The sequence below is a fragment of the Candidatus Poriferisocius sp. genome, assembly GCF_965219775.1.
Lineage (GTDB): Bacteria > Actinomycetota > Acidimicrobiia > Acidimicrobiales > Bin134 > Poriferisocius.
Window position 1 is genome coordinate 1,780,172 of sequence record NZ_OZ244793.1, and the last position, 18,608, is coordinate 1,798,779.

Sequence of the window (18,608 nt, forward strand, 5' to 3'; positions counted from 1 at the left end):
TGGCGCCCAGTGGTGTACTCACGGGGTGAGGCAAAGCGAATGGAGACGGGAAAGATGTCGGGACAGATGACCGGACACATGACGGGACCGATGAAGGGAACTCGGCGCAGGTATCGGGTGGCGGTGCTCGCCACCGTGGTGGCCGCGGTGTCGGTGGCGGCGGTGGGAGTGGGGGTCGCTCCCGCCGGGGGCCAGGACACCGATGAGCGCGACGCGGTGATAGCCAATCAGGCCGCGCTCATCGCCGAGCAGGAAACGCTGATCGTGGCCCAGGAGGCGCTGCTCAACGAGTACCGCTGCCTGTTCGACATCGACACCGAGGTGGTTCCCGACGGGTGCCCCGACGACCCCGACGACCTGGCCCCGCCCGCAGGCACCACCGAGCAGCAGTGGGAACAGCTCCGTCGGTGCGAGTCGGGCGGCAACTACCGGGCCTACAACCCCGCCGGTCCCTACCTGGGGGCCTACCAGTTCAACCAGGGCACCTGGAACGGCGTGGCCGGCCGCCACTACCCCCACCTGGTGGGCGTCGATCCCCGTGATGCCGAGCCCACCGATCAGGACCGCATGGCCTATCGCCTGTGGGAGGAGCGGGGCTGGCAGCCCTGGCCCACCTGCGGGGCGCCGTTCCGGTAGAGGCGAGGCCGCCGGGCGCGGCCGTCACCGGCGGCTCAACCCCGCAGTTCGGCGGCGGTGGGCAGCTCCAGGCCCAGCATGCGGATGGCGTTGTCCCGGCAGATGGCGTCCACCTCGGGCTGGGTCAGATGGGCCATCTGGGCGCCCAGCAACTCCTTGGAGTGCGGCCATGTGGAGTCGGAGTGGGGGTAGTCGGTCTCGGTGGTGATGGTCTCCAGCCCGATGGCGTCGATGTTGGCCAGCCCCACCTTGTCGTCGAAGAAGCACACGAAAACGTGGTCCCGGAAGTAAGTGGAGGGCGGCTCGGGCACCTTGTCGGCCACCCCGCCCCAGGCGGCGTTCTCCTTCCACACCACGTCCACCCGGTCCAAGATGTAGGGCAGCCAGCCCATCTGCCCCTCCGAGTAGGCCACCTTGAGGCCGGGGAATTGCACGAACACCCCCGACATCAGAAAGTCCACCAGGGAGTAGGTGGCGTTGGAGTGGACCAGCGCCGAGCCCACCGCGCCGGGGGCGTCGGGTGAGGTGGACACCATCTTGGAGGACGAGCCGATGTGCATGCACACCACGGTTGCCGTCTCCTCGCAGGCGGCGAAAAACCGGTCCCAGTAGCCGGAGTGGATCGACGGCAGGCCCAGATTGGGCGGGATCTCCGAGAAGCACACCGCCCGCACCCCCCGCTCGGCGTTGCGCCGCACCTCGGCCGCGGCCAGGTCCACGTCCCACAGGGGAATCAAGCACAGCGGGATCAACCGCCCGCCCGACGGACCGCACCACTCCTCCACCATCCAATCGTTGTAGACCTGCACGCACAACAGGGCCAGCTCCTTGTCACCGGCCTCGGCGAAGGCCTGCCCGCAGAACCGGGGGAACGACGGAAAGCAGAGCGACGCCTCCACATGGCCGATGTCCATGTCGGCCAGCCGGGGGGCCACCTGCCAGGCGCCGGGCTGCATCTCCTCGAAGGTGATGCCCACCATCTGCAGCTCCTCGCGGGGGAAGGCCACCGCCGAGTGGGTGCGGACCATCGGGTAGTGCAGATCCTCGTAGTACCACCAGGCCGTCGGGCGCCCGGTGCCCTCGGTCCACGACAGCACGCCCCCCTCGTAGGTGATCTCGCCGGGCGCGGTCACCACCCGGGGACCGATGTCGCGGTAGCGGGCGGGCAGCCGCGACTCCCACACGTGGGGCGGTTCGATCACGTGGTCGTCCACCGAGACGATGGGGGGTATCTCCACCGGCACCGAATCCGAATCCGACGCCCGATCGGCGCCGGCGGCCACCGCGTCGGCCACGGCCATCGGCTCAGCTCACCGTGATGGGGAACATGCCGAGGGAGCCGTCGCCCTCGGCCTCGCTGGGGGTGAACTCCACGTTCAGGCCCTCCAGGCCCCGGGTGAAGGCCCCCGGACGGAAGCGGGGCTCGTAGTAGGGCTCCAGGCGCATGTCGGGGATGCGCCGCATCAGCTCCTCGAACATCACCTTCAACTCCAGGCGGGCCAGCGACGCCCCCAAACAGAAGTGGGTGCCGAAGCCGAAAGACAAGTGATGGCGGGCGTCGCGCCGCACGTCCAGCTCGTCGGGGTTGTCGAAGGCCTCGGGGTCGCGGTTGGCCGAGGCGTACATCAACAGCACCTGGTCACCCTCGTTCAGCGTGTGGCCGTGGCGCTCGTGGGCGGTGGTCACGGTGCGGCGCATGTTCAAGATGGGCGACACGTAGCGGATGAACTCCTCCACCGCCGTCTCGCCGATCACCTCGGGCTCGTCGATGAGGATCTGGCGTTGGTCGGGGTTCTCCATCAGGGCCAAACAGGTGGTGCCGATGACCGTGCGGGTGGTCTCGGCCCCGCCGTCGAGCACCAAGAGCACCTCGTGCATAATGTCCTCGTCGCTCAGCGGTTTGCCGTCGAGTTCCTTGTGGGCCCACAGCGAGATGAGGTCGTCCTGGGGGTCGGCCTTGCGCTTCTGCACCAGCTCGTAGGTGATCATGCCCCACTCCTCGATGGCCCGTTCCCCCTGCACGGTGTGGTAGGCGGGCCCGCCGCCGCCCTGCATGGTGGCCTCCGACCAGTGCATCACCCGGGGCCACAACTCGGGGGGATACCCCAGCTTCTCGCCGATCAGGTAGGCCGGGAGCGGGGCGGCCAGGTCGTACACCACGTCGCAGCAGCCCCGGGGGGCCACCCGGTCGATCAGCTCGGTGACCACGGCCCGGATCTTGTCCTCCAGCTTGCGCACCGCCCGAGGGGTGAACTCCCGGGCCACCAGCATGCGCTGGCGCTGGTGGTCGGGGTCGTCCATGTTGATCATGGAGTCGGACATGTCGATCAGCGGCCGGCTGCCCGACGCCGAGCTGTACAGGTCGGTGTCCTTCTCCACGGCCAGCACGTCGGCGTGGCGCGACACCCCCCAGATCCGGTTCTTGTCGTCCCAGTAGACCGGGTCGTTCTCCCGCAGCCAGGCGTACATCGGCCAGGGGTCCTGGGCGTAGGTGTACCCGTCCAGCAGGTCGATCGTTTGGGTTGCCTCAGCGGTGGCCATACCCGGCGATGGTAGCGGGCCGCCTCGGCGGCGGGGGTGCCCGACGGGGGCGGGTCAGTCGGCGGCCAGGTTCCGGGCGGCGAACTCCCAGTTGATCAAGTGGTCCAGGAAAGCCTCGACGTAGGCGGCTCGGGCGTTCTGGTAGTCGAGGTAGTAGGCGTGCTCCCACACGTCGATCACCAGCAAGGCCCGTCGATTGTGGAGCAGGGGCAGGTCGGCGTTGGAGGTTTGCATGATGTCGAGGCGGCCGTCGGTGTCGGCCACCAGCCAGGTCCACCCCGAGCCGAACAGACCCACGGATGCGTCGGCGAACCGGCGGCGGAACTCGTCGGTGGAGCCGAACGACTCGGCCACCGCCGCGCCCAACGCCCCGGAGGGAGCGCCGCCACCGTCGGGGCTCATGGAGTTCCAGTAGAAGGTGTGGTTCCAGATCTGGGCGGCGTTGTTGAAGATCGGCCCCTCCGCACCGGCGACTACCGCTTCGAGGGCGGCGCTTTCCCACTCGGTGCCCGTGGTCAGGCGGTTCAGGTTGGCCACGTACCCGGCGTGGTGGCGCCCGTAGTGGAAGTTCAGCGTGTCGGTGCTCACGTAGGGTTCGAGCGCGCTGTGGCTGTAGGGAAGGGGGGGAAGCTCAAACGACATAACCCGCCCCACGGTATCGGCCCGGAAATCAGGATTGACAGTCGAATGCCCCCGCCGCCCCCCCAGCCGCAGCCGCCGACCGGCTAGGGCAGGCGGACGTCGGGGAGGGGGTGGCGGAAGAGCCGGACGGCGAGACTCCCCCATTAGTTGGAGGACGGCGGGCCGAGCGGGCACCCATCCCTAGCCGGGGAATGGCTGGCCCAACACAAGACTGACCCTGGTGTGTTTCCTGTATGGTGTCTGTCGAGGTTCTGATGGGTTTGGGACCGGTGCTTTCGATCCGGGCGTTCGAGAAGGCGGCCGGGGTGCGACCGTCTTCGGCGTCGCGTGCGTTGGGGAATGCCTCTGTGGCGTCGACGCTGGTCCGTACGGCCCGGTTGGCGATGGGGGTCACGGTCGCCGAGTTGGCCGAGGCGGCCGGTTGCGAGCAGGAACTGCTGGTTGACATCGAGTCGGGACGGGTTGACCCCACACTCGACACGGTGGGGCGAATCGTGAACTCGGTGGGCCTGGAGTTGCGAGCCGGACCCGCACACCACCCCCACCCCACAAATCCGCGCAGGCTCGAAGAGTCGGTAGCCCACCGGTGGAGCCCACCTCAAGGTTGCCCGGGCTCGTCTTCTTCTGCCGCGTCGACTTAGCGCCTGTAAGGGAGTCCCCTCACAGGCGCTTCCTGGGCCAGCAAGCTGCAGAGTTCGACTAGGTGCAGTACCCATAGAGGTCGTGCACGCGTGAGGTAGGTGGGCTCTGATCTGCACTTGTATGCGTAGAGAACATAATCGGTAAGGATGCGCTTGAACCGCTCGGCGTTGTGGCTGGCTCTGGCCTGCACCCCGTACTGTTCTCACCTGGACTTTGACGCCATACGGGTACTGCCACCATTGGAGTTGCAGAACGCCTTGCGTAATAACCCCTATGCCCTACGAGCCTGTCTTCGTTTCCATTGCCTAGCTTGTTCACGCCACTTAGGGGCATCATTGTCCAACATAAGGGCCATCATTAGCACTACAAACGCTGCTGGATGCTGGCTCTTCAAGTATCCCAAGTGCTGCATGCTGTGGTCCCACAAGTCATAGGAGATAGCACTCTCCAAGAGATGTGAAGTCTCAATATCTAATCCACTCACCCGGCGCCGTAAGATCATATATTCTTCATGGCCGTGCCAAAAGCCAGGAGGTCGCCATTGGCGAAAGTGGGTGTAAGAGTCTTTATCCTTACGCTGGTATCTGCCTCCCAAGTCAACAAAGTCTTGTAATACCTCTATTTCGACCGGTATGTAGTGCTTACTGGGATGCTGACCGTTGTGAATTATCATCCGGTCCGTAATGTCCTCGTAAGCATAGTCTGTGCGCGGAGGGCTGGCTCCTCCTTTGGCTTCTTTCGACTCGTTCCAGCAGTTGTCCTTGTAGGCATACTTTGCCGGTGCGTAGAACAGCCAATAGACAAGGGTTACGGCACCGAAGGCACTGAGGTAGGCGACCCAGCGAGCATCCCCGTGGTAGCGCGTGGTTATCGCCACGGTGAAGGTGGCAGCCAGCACCGTGCCCGCGACACGGAAAAACCAACTGTGAGTCTTGCCAGTGAGGAACCTGGCGAGGGGCATCACCAGGATGGCAACCAACGATGCGTATCCGCGCCAGGAGCGGGTGGGGTGCCACCTACCTCTGGGCAAAGAACCGGTCATCGACCCATGCTGGCCCAATGTCCGAGAACGGGCAAGCCCCATCGGCCAACGCCGGCCCCCTGCTTGCAACCCCCGAAGACAGTTCTACAACTGAACATAATATAAGTGTTCAAAGATTATTGAAACTACTAGAACACCCTGATAGTTGGTCTCTTGGCGGGTGGTCACTGGCTCAAACCGCCGCCCGGCTCACCACGCCGGCGGTCGAACTGGTGTTCCTGCTTCAAGCGGTGCAGGTCACCGGGTGCCAGTTGCTGCTTCCAGACCGCCTGGGCCCCCTCGATGGCAGCGTCCACCCGTGCGATCACGTCCCCGAACGGGGTCGCGTCGGACACCGTACTGGGACGGGGAGATGAGAGCCTGGGAAAGGGCCCACGCCCTGCTTGTGAGTGCTCGCTGGTAGTCGCGTTCTGCGCTCATCGAAATTCGCGTTGAGGTGGGGGTGGGTGGGGGTGGGCTATGCAGGGGGCGGAAGGGTTCCTCGGGGAGCACATTCAGTCGGCCGGGGACCTCATCTTGGTGTGTGTACTCCCCTACTTTGTGGCGGCACTGGCAACGCTGCCGATTCCCGAAGACCACGGTGCCAGGCCCTACGTGGCGGCCCTTGCGTTTGCCTTCCTGGGGGCGAGCGTGATTGGTATGGCCTTCATCACGCTTTGGGAATCTGCGTTTACAAGTTCGCGAATGGGCGAGGCCGTCCCTGAGGAGGCCCGTAACGACGAGTAACCGTCAGCGGCCCGCTCTCCCCCGCCGCCCGAGGATGTCACCGTCCTGGGCTGAGCTACCCCCCACACTGCCAGACAACCAGGGCAACACAGCCCACGATGACGAGGAGGATGGCCGTGTAGCTGTCGCGTCGCCGCCACCTACCTGTAAAAAGCCGCCAAAGAAGTCGCCCGACGGCCTCAGCGGCCTCGAATGCGAACCTGAGCATCATCGTGTGGCCTCCGTTCGTCTGGGTGTCCCCCGGTTGGCTGGTCGTGTTGGCTGTGCGGTTTGGTGGGCTTTGGGTTGATGGTAGTGGTGTTCCCATTGGATGGGTGTGGTGTAGCCGAGGCCGGGGGTGGCGTCGGCGGGTGTTGTACCGGTTGATCCAGGCGAAGATGGCCCGGCGGGCGGTGGCCCGCTCGCAGAAGGTGTAGCCGTGGAGGGGTGGCGGGCTCCACCGATGGTCGCGACGGATCGGCTTGTTGGGATTCCTCCGAAGGGCTCGTAGGGTGGACTTGGGCCGGTGGGCGCCTCAAGCCTCAGAGGGGTGGAGGGGGTCCGGTGTCGGCGCCGAAGAGGAGCCTCCATGCCAGCAGGATCAACTTCGCTGACACACCCTCATGGTCGTCTCCTTGTGGGCAGCGTGTCTGGTGGCTTCGTTGCCCTGCTTCTGGTCGCTGCCGCTTGTGGGGGTGGAGACATCACCCCGGCTAATTCGTCCGGGATCCGCCCGACAGGCTCTGACGCCCTGGTGTCGGTTATGCGCGGCACCGGTGAGAGTTCCGATTACGACCCCCACGACTCTCCCGCCGACCTCGGCGACCGTGCGTCGGTGACGGTGACCGGGACCATCACCGCAGTGGACGACGGCCGGGTGTTCGGCGTCGGCCCAACCCGCCATGACGAGCCCGCGTTCTTGCATCTGACGCTCACTGTCCAAGTCGATCGCGTCCTCGCCGGTAACAAGTCGCTCATTCGCGACGGGCTGGTCTACGTCGAGATCGCCCGAACCAAAGAACTCCCGGTCGAGACCTTCCGCAACGCCACACCTGAGAACCAGCGCCTGGTGCTCTTCCTGGACGACTACACGGAGGGAATGAGAACTTTCCCCGTCATCGAAGAAGCGCCCTCCATCCCTGACGGGGCACCCGTGCTCGCACCCTACGCTGAGGGATTCCTCATCGAAGACACGACGTCGGGCGAACTCATCGGCGGTTTCGAGGACCTCGCCGAACTGCCCGCAGCCTGGAGCGAAGCCTCCACGACCATCGACAGCTTCACCGCCACGCACTTCCCCAATCGAGGGCCGACGGACTGAGCAGAACCGGAACCCCCGGCCGCCACGCAGCCGCCGACCGGCTACGGCAGGCGGACGTCGGGGAGGGGGTGGCGGAAGAGCCGGGCGGCGTTCTCGTGGGTGAGCTTGCGGATCACGTCGTCGCTCAGGTGGCCGAGTTTGGACACCAGGGTGTCCTGACAGTCGGGCCAGGTGGAGTCGGCGTGGGGGTAGTCGGTCTCCACCATGGTGTGATCCAGATTGAGGGCGATCACCGCGTCGATGGACGACGGGTCGTTGATGGTGCAGTAGTAGAAGTTCCGCAACAGCACCTCGTGGGGGCCGACGTCGGTGCCACCGGGCCACATGTCCCGTCCGTGGCCGGAGATCTCGATCTGGTGCTTGAGCCGGTCGTACATGATGGGGAGCCAGCCGCAGCCCCCCTCCGACATGGCGATCTTGATGCCGGAGTAGCGCACGGGAATGCCCGACCACACCCAGTCGGCCGCCGCCATGTAGGCGTGCATCTGGAACATGGTGGCCCCCACCCCCAGGGCGGGCCCGCCGGGATCCTTGGGCATCACGTGACCCGACGACGCCACGTGCAAACAGATCACCGTGTCGGTCTCCTCGCAGGCCTGCCACACCGGATCCCACCAGTCGCTGTGGATGGACGGCAGGCCGATGTTGTGGGGAATCTCCGGCAGCGTGACGGCCACGAAGCCCCGTTCGGCGTTGCGACGGATCTCGGCGGCGGCCAACTCGGCGTCCTTGAGCCAGGTGATCCCCATGGGGATGATGCGCTCGGGGTAGGAGCCCCACCACTCCTCGAACACCCAGTCGTTGAACGCCCGGGTGACGGCCAGACCCAACTCGGGGTCGGAACAGTCGGAGTAGACCCGGCCGCAGAAGCCGGTGATCTGGCTGGGAAAGCAGATCGACGCCCAGATGCCGCCCAGGTCCATGTCGTGGATGCGGGCCTTGATGTCCCACGAGCCCCGGCGCATGTCGGAAAAGCGGGCGGGCTCCATGGTGAAATCGTTGCGGTCGGATCGCCCCACGAGGGCGTTGAGGCCGAGCTGGGCGAAAATCTGCCCGTCGAACTCCCAGTGCTGGCCCCCGTCGTCGCGTTCCACCACTTTCGGGGCCCGGTCGGCGAAGCGGGCGGGCAACCGGCCCTCGAACAGCCAGGGCGGCTCCACCAGGTGGTCGTCCACCGAGATCAGCGTGTAACGGATGTGCTGGGGCTCAGGGTCGGGCAACAGCCGCTCACTGGGCTTCTCATGGATGTCCACGATGGTCATGACCAGAGCCTACGACGTGCCACACAACCCGTGCTAGGGCCTCGCCCATTCCGGGGCTCTGCCGACACCTGCCGACGGTGAAGCGGGTCGGGGTCAGTCGAGGCCGGCGGCTCGGAAGGCGCGGCTGAGGAGGGGGGGTACCTCGCCGACGGCTTCGTCGTTGAGGTCGTCATCGCCGTCCAGCCGGGCACCGTCGATGGATTCCATTCGGGGCAAGGGCACGACGTCGGGGAGTTCCGGGGACTCGGGAGCAACATCGTCAATGAGGGTCAGCTCGGGCTCGAACTCCACCGGGGAGAAGGGGGAGCGCAAGTCCTCTTGGGTCCAACCCACCGGGGCGATCACGGCGTCGGCGTGGGCCCGGCACAGCGGAACGCCGTCGATGCCGGCCTCGTCGGTGATGTCGACGATCTGAGCGACCAACTCTCGGGCGTTGATGAACAGGGCGGCGGTTGCCGGCTCCCCACAAGAAACACGCGCGCAGAAACGACTCTGCATACACCCAGGTTACCGGCCCCGGATTCGGGGTCGGCGGATGCCTCCGGTTGCACGGCGGGTGCGACCGCAGTAGATAAGTGGACGGATGCAGACGGCAACCGGCGATCGCCGGGTGATCGACACCATGGCCCGCCAGTTGGATTTGTGCCGCACCGCACCGGGGCAGGCCGCCGCGGTGCTGGTGGACCAAGCCACCGACCCCGCGATGGCCGACGCCGCCGTGGCCGCCCTCGAGCAGCTCGGCCTGTCGCCCACCACCGTGGTGGTCGACGATCAACCACCGGGCGGGGGCGGGGCTGCCGGGACACCGCCCGAGGTGATCGTCAGCCTCCTCGCGGAGCGCCTCGAGGACTTCGAGTCGATGATCGCCCCCCAGGCCAAGGTGCTGTCGGTGGTGGCCCCCGGTCCCGGGGAGCTGCAGGGGGTGGTACCCCACCCCGGTTTGAGCCGCCGGGTCAGGCGGGGACTGGAGCTGCTGGATGCCGGCGGGGAACTCCAGGTGAGCAGCACCCAGGGCACGAACCTGAGCATCGCCCTGCAGGGAGCCCGCCGGTGGCACCACGACGGTCTGGCGGCCCGCCCCGGCACGGTGGCCCAATGGCCCCGGGGCGTGATCGGGACGGCCCCGGCGATGGGCAGTGCCAACGGCACGGTGGTGATGGCCCCCGGCGACATCTGGCTGCCCCTGGCCTGGTACGCCCGTTCGACGGTGACACTGACCTTCGAGGGCGGTCGCATGGTGGGCATCGAGGGCCCCCGCAGCGAGACCGACGCCGTCCGCGCTCATCTGGCGTCGCTGGACAACCCGTCGGCCTACCGATTCGACGCCGTGGAGATCGGCATGTTGTGGATCGATCAACGCCGCTCCCCGGCCCTGTTCGAGCCGGGCCTGGCCGAATCCTTCGGCGTCGCCGACCGCTACGGCCACGTGGTGATCGCCACCGGCGATGACGCCACCCGGGGCATCGCCTGCTGCCTGCGCAACGCCACCGTGGCGGTGGACGAGGTGGCCGCAGTGCGGTCCGGGCGCCCCCAGGGGGAGCTGGCCCCCGACGTGTACGAGCAGGCCGCCCACCGGTATCCCCTGGACGGTGACGGCTTGGCCCGCCCCTCGGTTCGAGAGGTGTCCTGACCGGCGGTGGCCTATAGGGTCATCGCCATGGAAATGCGCAGCATGGGCAGCTTGTCGGTTTCGGTGGTGGGGCTGGGGTGCAACAACTTCGGCATGACCATCGACGCCGATGCCAGCCAGACGGTGGTGGATGCGGCCATCGGCGCCGGGATCAACTACTTCGACACCGCCGACCTCTACGGCCGGGGCAAGTCCGAGGAGTTTCTGGGCGCGGCGGTGGGCAACCGACGCGACCAGGTGATCATCGGCACCAAGTTCGGCCACCCCGGCGCCCTGCCCGAGGGGCAGCGGGGCGGTGACCCGGCCTGGATTCGCCAAGCAATCGACGCCAGCCTCACCCGGCTCAACACCGATCGCATCGACCACTATCAGCTCCACATGCCCGATGCCGAAACCCCCCAAGCCGAGACCCTGGGGGCCCTCCAAGAGCTGGTGGACGAGGGCAAGGTGTTGGAGATCGGCTGCTCCAACTTCAGCGCCGACCAGATCGACGAGGCGGCCGCGGCCGCCGCCGACATCGGGGCGGGCAACTACGCCAGCGTGCAGAACCACTACTCGGTGTTGACCCGAAGCGTGGAGGACGACGGGGTCATCGACGCCTGCGAGCGGGCCGCCATGGCGGTGGTGCCCTACTTCCCCCTGGAGTCGGGGCTGTTGACCGGCAAGTACTCGGGCACCACCCCGCCGGAGGGAACCCGCTTGTCCATGTGGCAGGGTCAGATGCGCGACATGTTCCTGTCCGAGGACAAGCTGGCCGCGGTGGAGCGTCTCTCCGGGTTCGCCGCCGACCAGGGCCGCAGCATCCTGGAACTGGCCATCGGCTGGCTGGCCTCAAACCCGGCGGTTTCCACCGTGATCTGCGGCGCCACCAAGCCCTCCCAGGTGGCCTCCAACGTGGCCGCCGCCTCTTGGGCAATGTCCGCCGACCAGCGGGCGGAGATCGCCGCGCTGGCCTAGCCCCCAGCCCTGGCCTGGCTCCCTGCGTTCACCGGAGCCGAGAACCTCACAGGCCGCCGATCAGTTCGGCCACCGCCTCGCGCAATCGCACCAGCGGGTCGGGGTAGCAAACGTCGCCGACCACCTCGATGTAGCCCTTGATGAGGGGTTCGGTGCCGCTGGGGCGCAGCGACACCCGGCTGCCGTCGGCCAGGTCGAACCGGAGCACATCGGCGGGATACAGCCCGCCCACCCCCTCGCCGAAATCGGTGGTGCGAGCAACTTCGATGGCGCCGAACCGGTCGGGTGGGGCCGCTCGAATGAGGTCCATGCAGGCGGAACCGGAGCGGCCGTCGAGATCCACGGTCACCTGATCGGTGCGGTGGAGGCCGAACTCGTCCATCAGCTCCCCGAGGCGTTGGATGGGGGTGCTCCCGTCGTCGATGACCAGCGCCCGGCACATGGCCACGAACTGCACCGCCGCGCTGATCCCGTCCTTGTCGCGCACGGCGTCGTTGCAGGCGAAGCCCAGGGCCTCCTCGTAGCCGAACACCAGCCGCCAATCCAGCCCGTCGGGCCGGGGGCCCAGGTTGTCGGCCGCCCGGGCGATCCATTTGAACCCGGTCAGGGTCTCCACGTGGGTGGCCCCCCGAGCCTCGGCGATGCGCCCCACCAGTCGCCCCGACACGATGCTGTTGGCCACCACCCGCTCGGTGCCGCCGTGGGTGGTGGTCAGCAGCCAGTCGCACAGCAAGGCCCCGATCTCGTCGCCGGTGAGGATGCGCCACTCGTTGTCGTAGGCCCACACCGCGGCGGCCAACCGGTCGGCGTCGGGGTCGGTGGCCAAGGCCAACGGGGTGTCGATCTGGTTGGCCCGGGCGATGAGCTTGGTCAAGGTGTCGGGGTGTTCGGGGTTGGGCGACACCACATTGGCGAAGAACGGGTCGGGCTCGGCCTCGTCCTTGACCACGAAGGGCTTGCCGTTGTCGATGTGTTCGAGGGCCATGGTCAAGATGGGCAAGCCGACGCCCTGCAGGGGGGTGTAGGCCAGGGGGTGGAACGGTCCCCGAACGGTCACGTTGGACAAGATGGCCGCCAGATAGGGAATGAGCACGGTGACCGATTGGGGCCACTCCGGGTCAAGACCCCGGGACGGCAACTCCCGGGGGGGCAGGGACTGGGCGGCCATGGCCGCCTCGATGGCCTGGTCGTGGGGCGGGATGATCTGGGCGCCGTCGGCCAGGTACACCTTCAGGCCGTTGTCGCCCGCCGGGTTGTGGCTGGCGGTGACCATCACCCCGGCGGCGCACTTCAGCCGGGTGACGGCGAAGGCCAACACCGGGGTGGGCGACCGGGGCGGCAGCAGCACCGGCCAACAGCCCCCGGCGGCCAGCACCTCGGCGATGTCGGCGGCGAACACGTCGGAGTTGTGGCGGGCGTCGTGGCCGATCACCACCCCGCCCGCTCCCCCGAGCCACTCGGCCAGCGCGGCGGCGAGCTGGCGGACCACCACCCGGTTCATGCGGTTGGGTCCGGCCCCCATGGGGCCCCGAATGCCGGCGGTGCCGAAGGTCAGCCGCCCCCCGAACCGGTCGTCGATCCCGGCCTGGTCACCCGCCTCGATCAGCCCCTCCAACTCGGCCCGGGTCACCGGGTCGGGGTCGGCCGCCAGCCACTCCTGGGGCGTGGGGCTCACAACGAGGCGACGAGCGTGCGCAGCACCTCGGCCACCCGGCCCTGGGCGGCCTGGCCGGCGTCGAGCACCTCTTGGTGGTCGAGCGCCCCGCCCATGCCCGCCGCGGCGTTGGTCACCAGTGACACGCCGGCCACCTCGGCGCCCATATGGCGCACGGCGATGGCCTCCAGCACGGTGGACATGCCCACCAGATCGGCCCCCATGCCCCTCAACATGGCGATCTCCGCGGGGGTCTCGAAGTGCGGCCCCACCAGCCCGGCGTACACCCCCTCGGCCAGGGTCGGATCGGCCCGGCGCACCGCCGTTCGGATGCGCTCGGCGTACAGATCGGTGAGGTCGGTGAAGCGGACGGCGTACCCGTCGGGCGGGGCCGGGCCCGACAGCGGCGACAGCCCGGTGAGGTTGATGTGGTCGCTGATCAGCACCGGTTGGCCCACCCCGTGCTCGGGGTTCATGCCGCCGGCCGCGTTGGTGAGCACCACCGTCGGGCATCCGGCGGCCACCGCCGAGCGCACCCCGTGGACCGCCTCGGCGGGCGAATGGCCTTCGTAGAGATGCACCCGCCCGGCCATCACCAACACCCGTCGGGACCCCACCGCCACCGCGCTGAGCGAGCCTCCGTGGCCGAGCACCGTCGGCGGGTGGAACCCGGTGATGGTCTCGGCGGCCACCGAGGCCTCCACGTCGCCCAGATCGTCGGCCACCTCGGCCCAGCCCGATCCCAGCACCACGGCGGCGTCGAAGGGTCCGCCCAGGTGATCGGTCAGCTCTCTCCCGGCCTGTTCAGCCAGCGCATAAGGGTTCATGCCGTTCTCCCCACCATGGCGCACCGGGCTCTGGTCCGTTCTACGGGCTCGTTGGGATTCATGCCCCGATGCTACGACCCGGTGGTGACGATTCCCCATGATGCGAGCCGGCCGGCCCCGCATCAGCAAGGTGGGTGAGCGACCCCGAGGGTCGGGCGCCGAACTGGCTGATGGTCTCGGTGGCGGCCAACGAACCCAACCAACCGCAGCGGGCCAGGTCCATCCCCCGGGTCCAGCCGTACAGAAAGCCCGAGGCGTACAGGTCGCCCGCCCCGGTGGTGTCCACCACGGAGGCCGCGGGCGCGGCGGGCACCTCGATGACCTCGGTGGGGGTGACCAACACCGAGCCCCGGGCGCTGCGGGTCAGCGCCGCCACCGCACACCGGCCCTGCACGGCCCGCACCGCGGCCTCGAAGTCGTCGCCGGTCTCGTACAGCGCGCAGATCTCCTTCTCGTTGCCGAACAGCAGGTCGATGGGCCCGTCCACCAAGTCGAGCCACTCCTGGTGGTGCCGTTCCACACAGAAGCTGTCCGACAATGTGAACGAGATGGTCCCCCCGGCGGACGAGCAAATGGAGATGGCCTTGCGGATGGCCTCCTTGGTGATGTCCACGTCCCAGATGTAGCCCTCGCAGTAGAGCACCCGGGCGTCGCCCACCAGGTCGGGGTCGATGTCGTCGGGGTGCAGCTCGGTGCTGGCCCCGAGGTAGGTGTTCATGGTGCGGACGGCATCGGGGGTGACCACGATCAGACAGCGCGCCGTGGGTGGCCCGTCGGTGGCCGGGGCCACCTCGAAGCGAACGCCCAATGCCCGGATGTCGTGGGCGAACACCTCACCGAGCTGATCGTCGCGCACCTTGCCGATGTAGCCCACCGCACCCCCGAAGGAGGCCACCCCGGCCACGGTGTTGGCCGCCGATCCCCCCGACGTCTCCATGGCGGGCGCCATGGCCCCGTAGAGCTGCGACGCCCGCTCGGCGTCGATGAGGGTCATGGCCCCCTTGGTCAGACCGTGGTCGTCGATGAAGGCGTGCTCCTCGGTGCTGATCACGTCGACGATGGCGTTGCCGATCCCCACCACGTCCAGCTTGCCCATGCACCCCTCCCGAATTCGGCGCCGCCCGAGGCTAGCGGCCCCAGGCCGCACGGTGCATCGGGTGGAGGAGCCCAGCAATAGCATCGGGCGGCGTGAACCCTCATCGACTGCCCCGAACGGTGGTACCCCGCCACTACCACCTGCGGCTGGAACCCGACCTGGAGGCGGCCACCTTTGGCGGAACCGTGGGGGTGGACATCGAGGTGACGACGCCGACCGACGAGATCGTGCTCAACGCCGCCGATCTGGAAATCACCGCCGGCCGCCTCGACGGGGAGGCCCCGGTCGGGATCACCTACGACCCCGACCACGAGCGGGCCGTGCTCCGGTTGGCCGAGCCACGGCCGGCGGGCCCGGCCCGGCTGGAGTTGAGCTTCACGGGTACGCTCAACGACCAGCTCCGGGGGTTCTACCGCTCCACGTTCACCGATGAACAGGGCAACCCGCGGGTGATCGCCACCACCCAGTTCGAGTCCACCAACGCCCGCCGGGCCTTCCCCTGCTGGGACGAACCCGACCTGAAGGCCACCTTCGCGGTGACCCTGGTGGTGCCCGACGATCTCATGGCGGTGTCCTCCGGGGCCGAGGTGGCCCGCCGACCGGTGGGCGACGGCCGCCACGAGGTGACCTTCGCCCCCACCATGGTGATGTCCACCTACCTGCTGGCCTTCGTGGTGGGCCCGCTGGAGGCCACCGAACCGGTGGACGTGAACGGCACGCCGCTGCGGGTGATCCACCCCACCGGCAAGGGCCACCTCACCGAGTTCGCCCTCGACGCCGGGGCGTTCGCCCTCGACTACTTCGAGGAGTACTTCGCCATCGGCTACCCCGGCGACAAGCTCGACCTGGTGGCCATCCCCGACTTCGCCTTCGGGGCCATGGAGAACATGGGGTGCGTCACGTTCCGGGAGGTGCTGCTCCTGTTGGACCCGGCCACCTCCACCCAGCGGGAGCGACAGACCGCCGCCGACGTGATCGCCCACGAACTGGCCCACATGTGGTTCGGCAACCTGGTGACCATGAAGTGGTGGAACGGCATCTGGCTGAAGGAGGCCTTCGCCACCTTCTGCGAGCTGCTGGCCGTGGACGCCTACCGCCCCGACTGGCAGCGGTGGCTGGCGTTCGGCCTCTCTCGGGCCGCCGCCTTCGACGTGGACGCCCTGGCCGCCACCCGGGCCATCGAGTACCCGGTGGTGTCCCCCGACGACGCCGAGGGAATGTACGACCTGTTGACCTACGAAAAGGGCGCGGCCACGGTGCGCATGCTGGAGCAGTACCTGGGGGCCGACCACTTCCGCGACGGGGTCCGCCATTATCTCCGGCGCCACATCCACGCCAACACCGAGACCCACCACCTGTGGGACGCCCTCGGCGAGTCCACCGGCGAACCGGTGCGAGAGGTGATGGACTCGTGGATCTTCCAGGGCGGCCACCCGGTGATCACCGTGGCCGAGGAAGGCGACGGGGCCATCGGCTTGACCCAGGAGCGGTTCCGCTTCGACGGGGCGGCCGACGACACCCGCTGGCAGGTGCCGGTGGTGGTGACGGTGGGCTCGGGGCCCCGACCGGACGAGGGCCGCACCGAGCGGCTGGTGCTCGATCAGCCCGCCACACTGGCGGCACCCGACGCCGGGTGGGTGATCGTCAACCCTTCCGGAGGTGGCTTTTACCGGGTGGCTTACGACCACGGCCTGCTCGACCGTTTGGTGAGCGACGACGGCCCCGACCTGGCCGCCCCGGCCCGCTACGGGCTGGTGGACGACCAGTGGGCCCTCACCGTGGCCGACCGTCTCCCGGTGGCCGACTACCTGGCCTTCGCCGAGCGCCTGGCCCCCGCCGAGGACGACCTGGCCGTGTGGCAGCGGCTGGCGGGCTCGCTCGCCACCCTGGACCACCTGGTCGACAACCGGGCGCGGGCTGATCTGCAGGCCCGGGTGCGGGCCATGACCGGCCCGGCGTTCGAGCGGCTGGGATGGGAACCCCGCCCCGATGACGACGACCGGGCCCGAGAGCTGCGGGGCGTGCTCATCGGGACCCGGGCCCGGTGCGGGGCCGATCCCGACGTGATCGCCCGCTGCCGGGAGCTGTTCGACACCGATCCCACCGGCCTCGACCCGGCGGTGGCCGCCGCCGCGGTGGCCGTGACCGCGGCCCACGGCGACGCCGCCGACTACGACCGGTTCTGGGACCGCTTCCGGGCCGCTCCCACCCCCCAGCTCGAACGCCGCTACCAGATGGCGCTCACCGCCTTCGGCGATCCCACGCTGATGGACCGCACCCTGGCAGCCACCCTGGACGGTTCCATCCGCACCCAGGACAGCGGCTTCGTGCTCATGGGGTGCCTCGAACACCGAGAACTCGGCCCCCGGGCCTGGTCGTTCGTCACCGAGCACTGGGGCGACATCAACCGCCAACTGCCCTCGCAGATCATCCCCCGGTTGCTGGGCGGGATCTGCGCCTTGTCAACGGTGGAGTCGGCCGCGGCCGTGCGGGCGTTCCTCGACGCCCACCCCGTGCCTCAGGGCACCCTGATCGTGGCCCAACACCTCGAGCGGCTCGACGTCAACGTCGGCCTGCGCGCCCGCGTGCAAGCCGCCCTGGCCCCCGCCGCACCGAGCTGACAGAGCCAGTCGGGCCAGGTGAGCTAGTTGGTGCCCACCGCCGCTCGAATGGACTCCCGCAGCGAGCCCATGGTGGCGAACACCGCGGTGGGCTCGTACCCGCAGTGGGCCATGCAGTTCTCGCAGCGGGGGTCGCGGCCCCGGCCGTAACTGTCCCAATCGGTGGTCTCGATCAGCTCCCGGTAGGTCTCGGTGTAGCCGTCGGACATCAGGTAGCAGGGCCGCTGCCAGCCGAACACCGAGTAGCTGGGAATGCCCCAGGCGGTGCACTCGTACTCCACTTTGCCCTCCAGGAAGTCCAGGAACAGGGGGGTGTGGTTGAGCCGCCATTTCTTGCGCTTGCCCTCCGAGAAGGAGTCGCGGAACAGTTGGCGGGTCTGCTCGACGGGCAGGAAGTTCTCCTGGTCGGGGGCCTTCTCGTAGGCGTAGCCCGGCGAGATCATCATGGAGTCGACTTCCAGGTCGTCGTTCAAAAAGTCGAGCACGCTGCGCACGTCCTCGGGGCTGTCGGTGCTGAAGAAGGTGCTGTTGGTGGTGACCCGAAAGCCCTGTTCCTTGGCCTCGGCAATGGCCTCCACGATCTCGTCGAACACCCCTTCCCGGGCCACGGCCAGATCGTGGCGTTCCTTCAGGCCGTCCACGTGGACCACGAACGAGAAGTAGGGCGACGGCTCGAACAGGTGCATCTTGCGCCGCAGCAACACCGCGTTGGTACACAGGTACACGAACCGCTTGCGCTTGATGAGCTCGGTGACCATCTCGCCGATCTGCGGGTGCAGCAGCGGCTCGCCCCCGGCGATGGACACCATCGGGGCCCCGCACTCCTCCATGGCCCCCACCGCCTCGTCCACGCTCACACGCTTGCGCAGCACCTCGGTGGGGTACTGGATCTTGCCGCAACCAGGGCACTCCAGGTTGCAGGCGAACAGCGGCTCCAACTCCACGATCAGCGGGAACTTCTGGCGGCGGCGCAGCTTGTTCTTGAACACGTAGGCGCCCACTCGCACCGCCTGGCGTACCGGTATGGGCATG

17 protein-coding genes are annotated in these 18,608 nt (G+C 68.2%); 6 read left to right on the forward strand and 11 right to left on the reverse strand.

All coding sequences use genetic code 11. The annotated features are described in order from the left end of the window. Nucleotides 1-39 precede the first annotated feature (39 nt). A complete protein-coding gene (locus ACOQPQ_RS07955) occupies nt 40-636 on the forward strand; it encodes a transglycosylase family protein (protein ID WP_420638906.1) in 597 nt (198 codons plus the stop codon). 35 nt (nt 637-671) lie between these two features. Here ACOQPQ_RS07955 and ACOQPQ_RS07960 read toward each other — a convergent pair whose 3' ends face one another. The 3 genes from ACOQPQ_RS07960 to ACOQPQ_RS07970 are packed head-to-tail and all read right to left on the reverse strand — an operon-like array spanning nt 672 to nt 3,819. Continuing rightward, nucleotides 672-1,937: an amidohydrolase family protein gene (locus ACOQPQ_RS07960; protein WP_420638907.1), complete on the reverse strand. Its 1,266-nt coding sequence runs from the start codon at nt 1,935-1,937 to the stop codon at nt 672-674. Nucleotides 1,938-1,941: 4 nt separating this feature from the next. After that, nucleotides 1,942-3,177 (reverse strand): cytochrome P450, encoded by a 1,236-nt coding sequence (locus ACOQPQ_RS07965; protein WP_420638908.1) that lies wholly within the window; start codon nt 3,175-3,177, stop codon nt 1,942-1,944. Nucleotides 3,178-3,231: 54 nt separating this feature from the next. Then, on the reverse strand, nt 3,232-3,819 hold the full coding sequence (locus ACOQPQ_RS07970; protein ID WP_420638909.1) for a superoxide dismutase: 588 nt from the start codon (nt 3,817-3,819) through the stop codon (nt 3,232-3,234). Nucleotides 3,820-4,073: 254 nt separating this feature from the next. Here ACOQPQ_RS07970 and ACOQPQ_RS07975 point away from each other — a divergent pair, with 254 nt between their 5' ends. Continuing rightward, entirely contained in the window at nt 4,074-4,460 is a 387-nt protein-coding gene (locus tag ACOQPQ_RS07975; RefSeq protein WP_420638910.1) for a helix-turn-helix domain-containing protein, read from the forward strand. Between the two features lie 272 nt (nt 4,461-4,732). On the opposite strand, the gene ACOQPQ_RS07980 is transcribed toward ACOQPQ_RS07975, so the two are convergent. Beyond that, on the reverse strand, nt 4,733-5,440 hold the full coding sequence (locus ACOQPQ_RS07980; RefSeq protein WP_420638911.1) for a hypothetical protein: 708 nt from the start codon (nt 5,438-5,440) through the stop codon (nt 4,733-4,735). A gap of 227 nt (nt 5,441-5,667) precedes the next feature. Beyond that, nucleotides 5,668-5,838: a hypothetical protein gene (locus ACOQPQ_RS07985; protein WP_420638912.1), complete on the reverse strand. Its 171-nt coding sequence runs from the start codon at nt 5,836-5,838 to the stop codon at nt 5,668-5,670. A 1,007-nt stretch (nt 5,839-6,845) separates the two neighbouring features. Here ACOQPQ_RS07985 and ACOQPQ_RS07990 point away from each other — a divergent pair. Next, nucleotides 6,846-7,529 carry a hypothetical protein gene (locus ACOQPQ_RS07990; protein ID WP_420638913.1) on the forward strand — a complete coding sequence of 228 codons (684 nt, stop codon included), beginning with the start codon at nt 6,846-6,848 and terminating at the stop codon, nt 7,527-7,529. 41 nt (nt 7,530-7,570) lie between these two features. Here ACOQPQ_RS07990 and ACOQPQ_RS07995 read toward each other — a convergent pair whose 3' ends face one another. Together ACOQPQ_RS07995 and ACOQPQ_RS08000 are read right to left on the reverse strand one after the other, a co-directional pair. Beyond that, a complete protein-coding gene (locus tag ACOQPQ_RS07995; RefSeq protein WP_420638914.1) occupies nt 7,571-8,791 on the reverse strand; it encodes an amidohydrolase family protein in 1,221 nt (406 codons plus the stop codon). A 93-nt stretch (nt 8,792-8,884) separates the two neighbouring features. Next, nucleotides 8,885-9,289: a DUF3499 family protein gene (locus ACOQPQ_RS08000; protein WP_420638915.1), complete on the reverse strand. Its 405-nt coding sequence runs from the start codon at nt 9,287-9,289 to the stop codon at nt 8,885-8,887. Nucleotides 9,290-9,374: 85 nt separating this feature from the next. Between ACOQPQ_RS08000 and ACOQPQ_RS08005 the strand changes: the two genes are divergently transcribed. Together ACOQPQ_RS08005 and ACOQPQ_RS08010 are read left to right on the forward strand one after the other, a co-directional pair. Next, a complete protein-coding gene (locus tag ACOQPQ_RS08005) occupies nt 9,375-10,421 on the forward strand; it encodes a hypothetical protein (protein ID WP_420638916.1) in 1,047 nt (348 codons plus the stop codon). Between the two features lie 27 nt (nt 10,422-10,448). Then, complete coding sequence (locus tag ACOQPQ_RS08010; RefSeq protein WP_420638917.1) at nt 10,449-11,378, forward strand: aldo/keto reductase; 930 nt, start codon at nt 10,449-10,451, stop codon at nt 11,376-11,378. A gap of 46 nt (nt 11,379-11,424) precedes the next feature. Here ACOQPQ_RS08010 and ACOQPQ_RS08015 read toward each other — a convergent pair whose 3' ends face one another. Genes ACOQPQ_RS08015 through ACOQPQ_RS08025 form a run of 3 tightly spaced genes read right to left on the reverse strand, consistent with a single transcriptional unit; the run spans nt 11,425 to nt 14,955 of the window. Further along, nucleotides 11,425-13,053 (reverse strand): phospho-sugar mutase, encoded by a 1,629-nt coding sequence (locus tag ACOQPQ_RS08015; RefSeq protein ID WP_420638918.1) that lies wholly within the window; start codon nt 13,051-13,053, stop codon nt 11,425-11,427. Continuing rightward, nucleotides 13,050-13,859 (reverse strand): purine-nucleoside phosphorylase, encoded by an 810-nt coding sequence (locus ACOQPQ_RS08020; RefSeq protein ID WP_420638919.1) that lies wholly within the window; start codon nt 13,857-13,859, stop codon nt 13,050-13,052. The genes ACOQPQ_RS08015 and ACOQPQ_RS08020 overlap by 4 nt, the downstream gene beginning before the upstream one ends. Before the next feature lie 58 nt (nt 13,860-13,917). After that, nucleotides 13,918-14,955, reverse strand: coding sequence for an adenosine kinase (locus ACOQPQ_RS08025; protein ID WP_420638920.1), 1,038 nt, complete (start codon nt 14,953-14,955; stop codon nt 13,918-13,920). Between the two features lie 92 nt (nt 14,956-15,047). On the opposite strand from ACOQPQ_RS08025, the gene ACOQPQ_RS08030 reads away from it, so the two are divergent. After that, nucleotides 15,048-17,576, forward strand: a complete 2,529-nt coding sequence (locus ACOQPQ_RS08030) for a M1 family metallopeptidase (RefSeq protein ID WP_420638921.1) — start codon at nt 15,048-15,050, stop codon at nt 17,574-17,576. 23 nt (nt 17,577-17,599) lie between these two features. On the opposite strand, the gene hpnH is transcribed toward ACOQPQ_RS08030, so the two are convergent. Then, the gene (gene hpnH / locus ACOQPQ_RS08035) at nt 17,600-18,607 is read right to left on the reverse strand and encodes an adenosyl-hopene transferase HpnH (RefSeq protein ID WP_420638922.1); all 1,008 of its coding nucleotides are present in this window, start codon (nt 18,605-18,607) and stop codon (nt 17,600-17,602) included. Between the last annotated feature and the right edge of the window lies 1 nt (nt 18,608).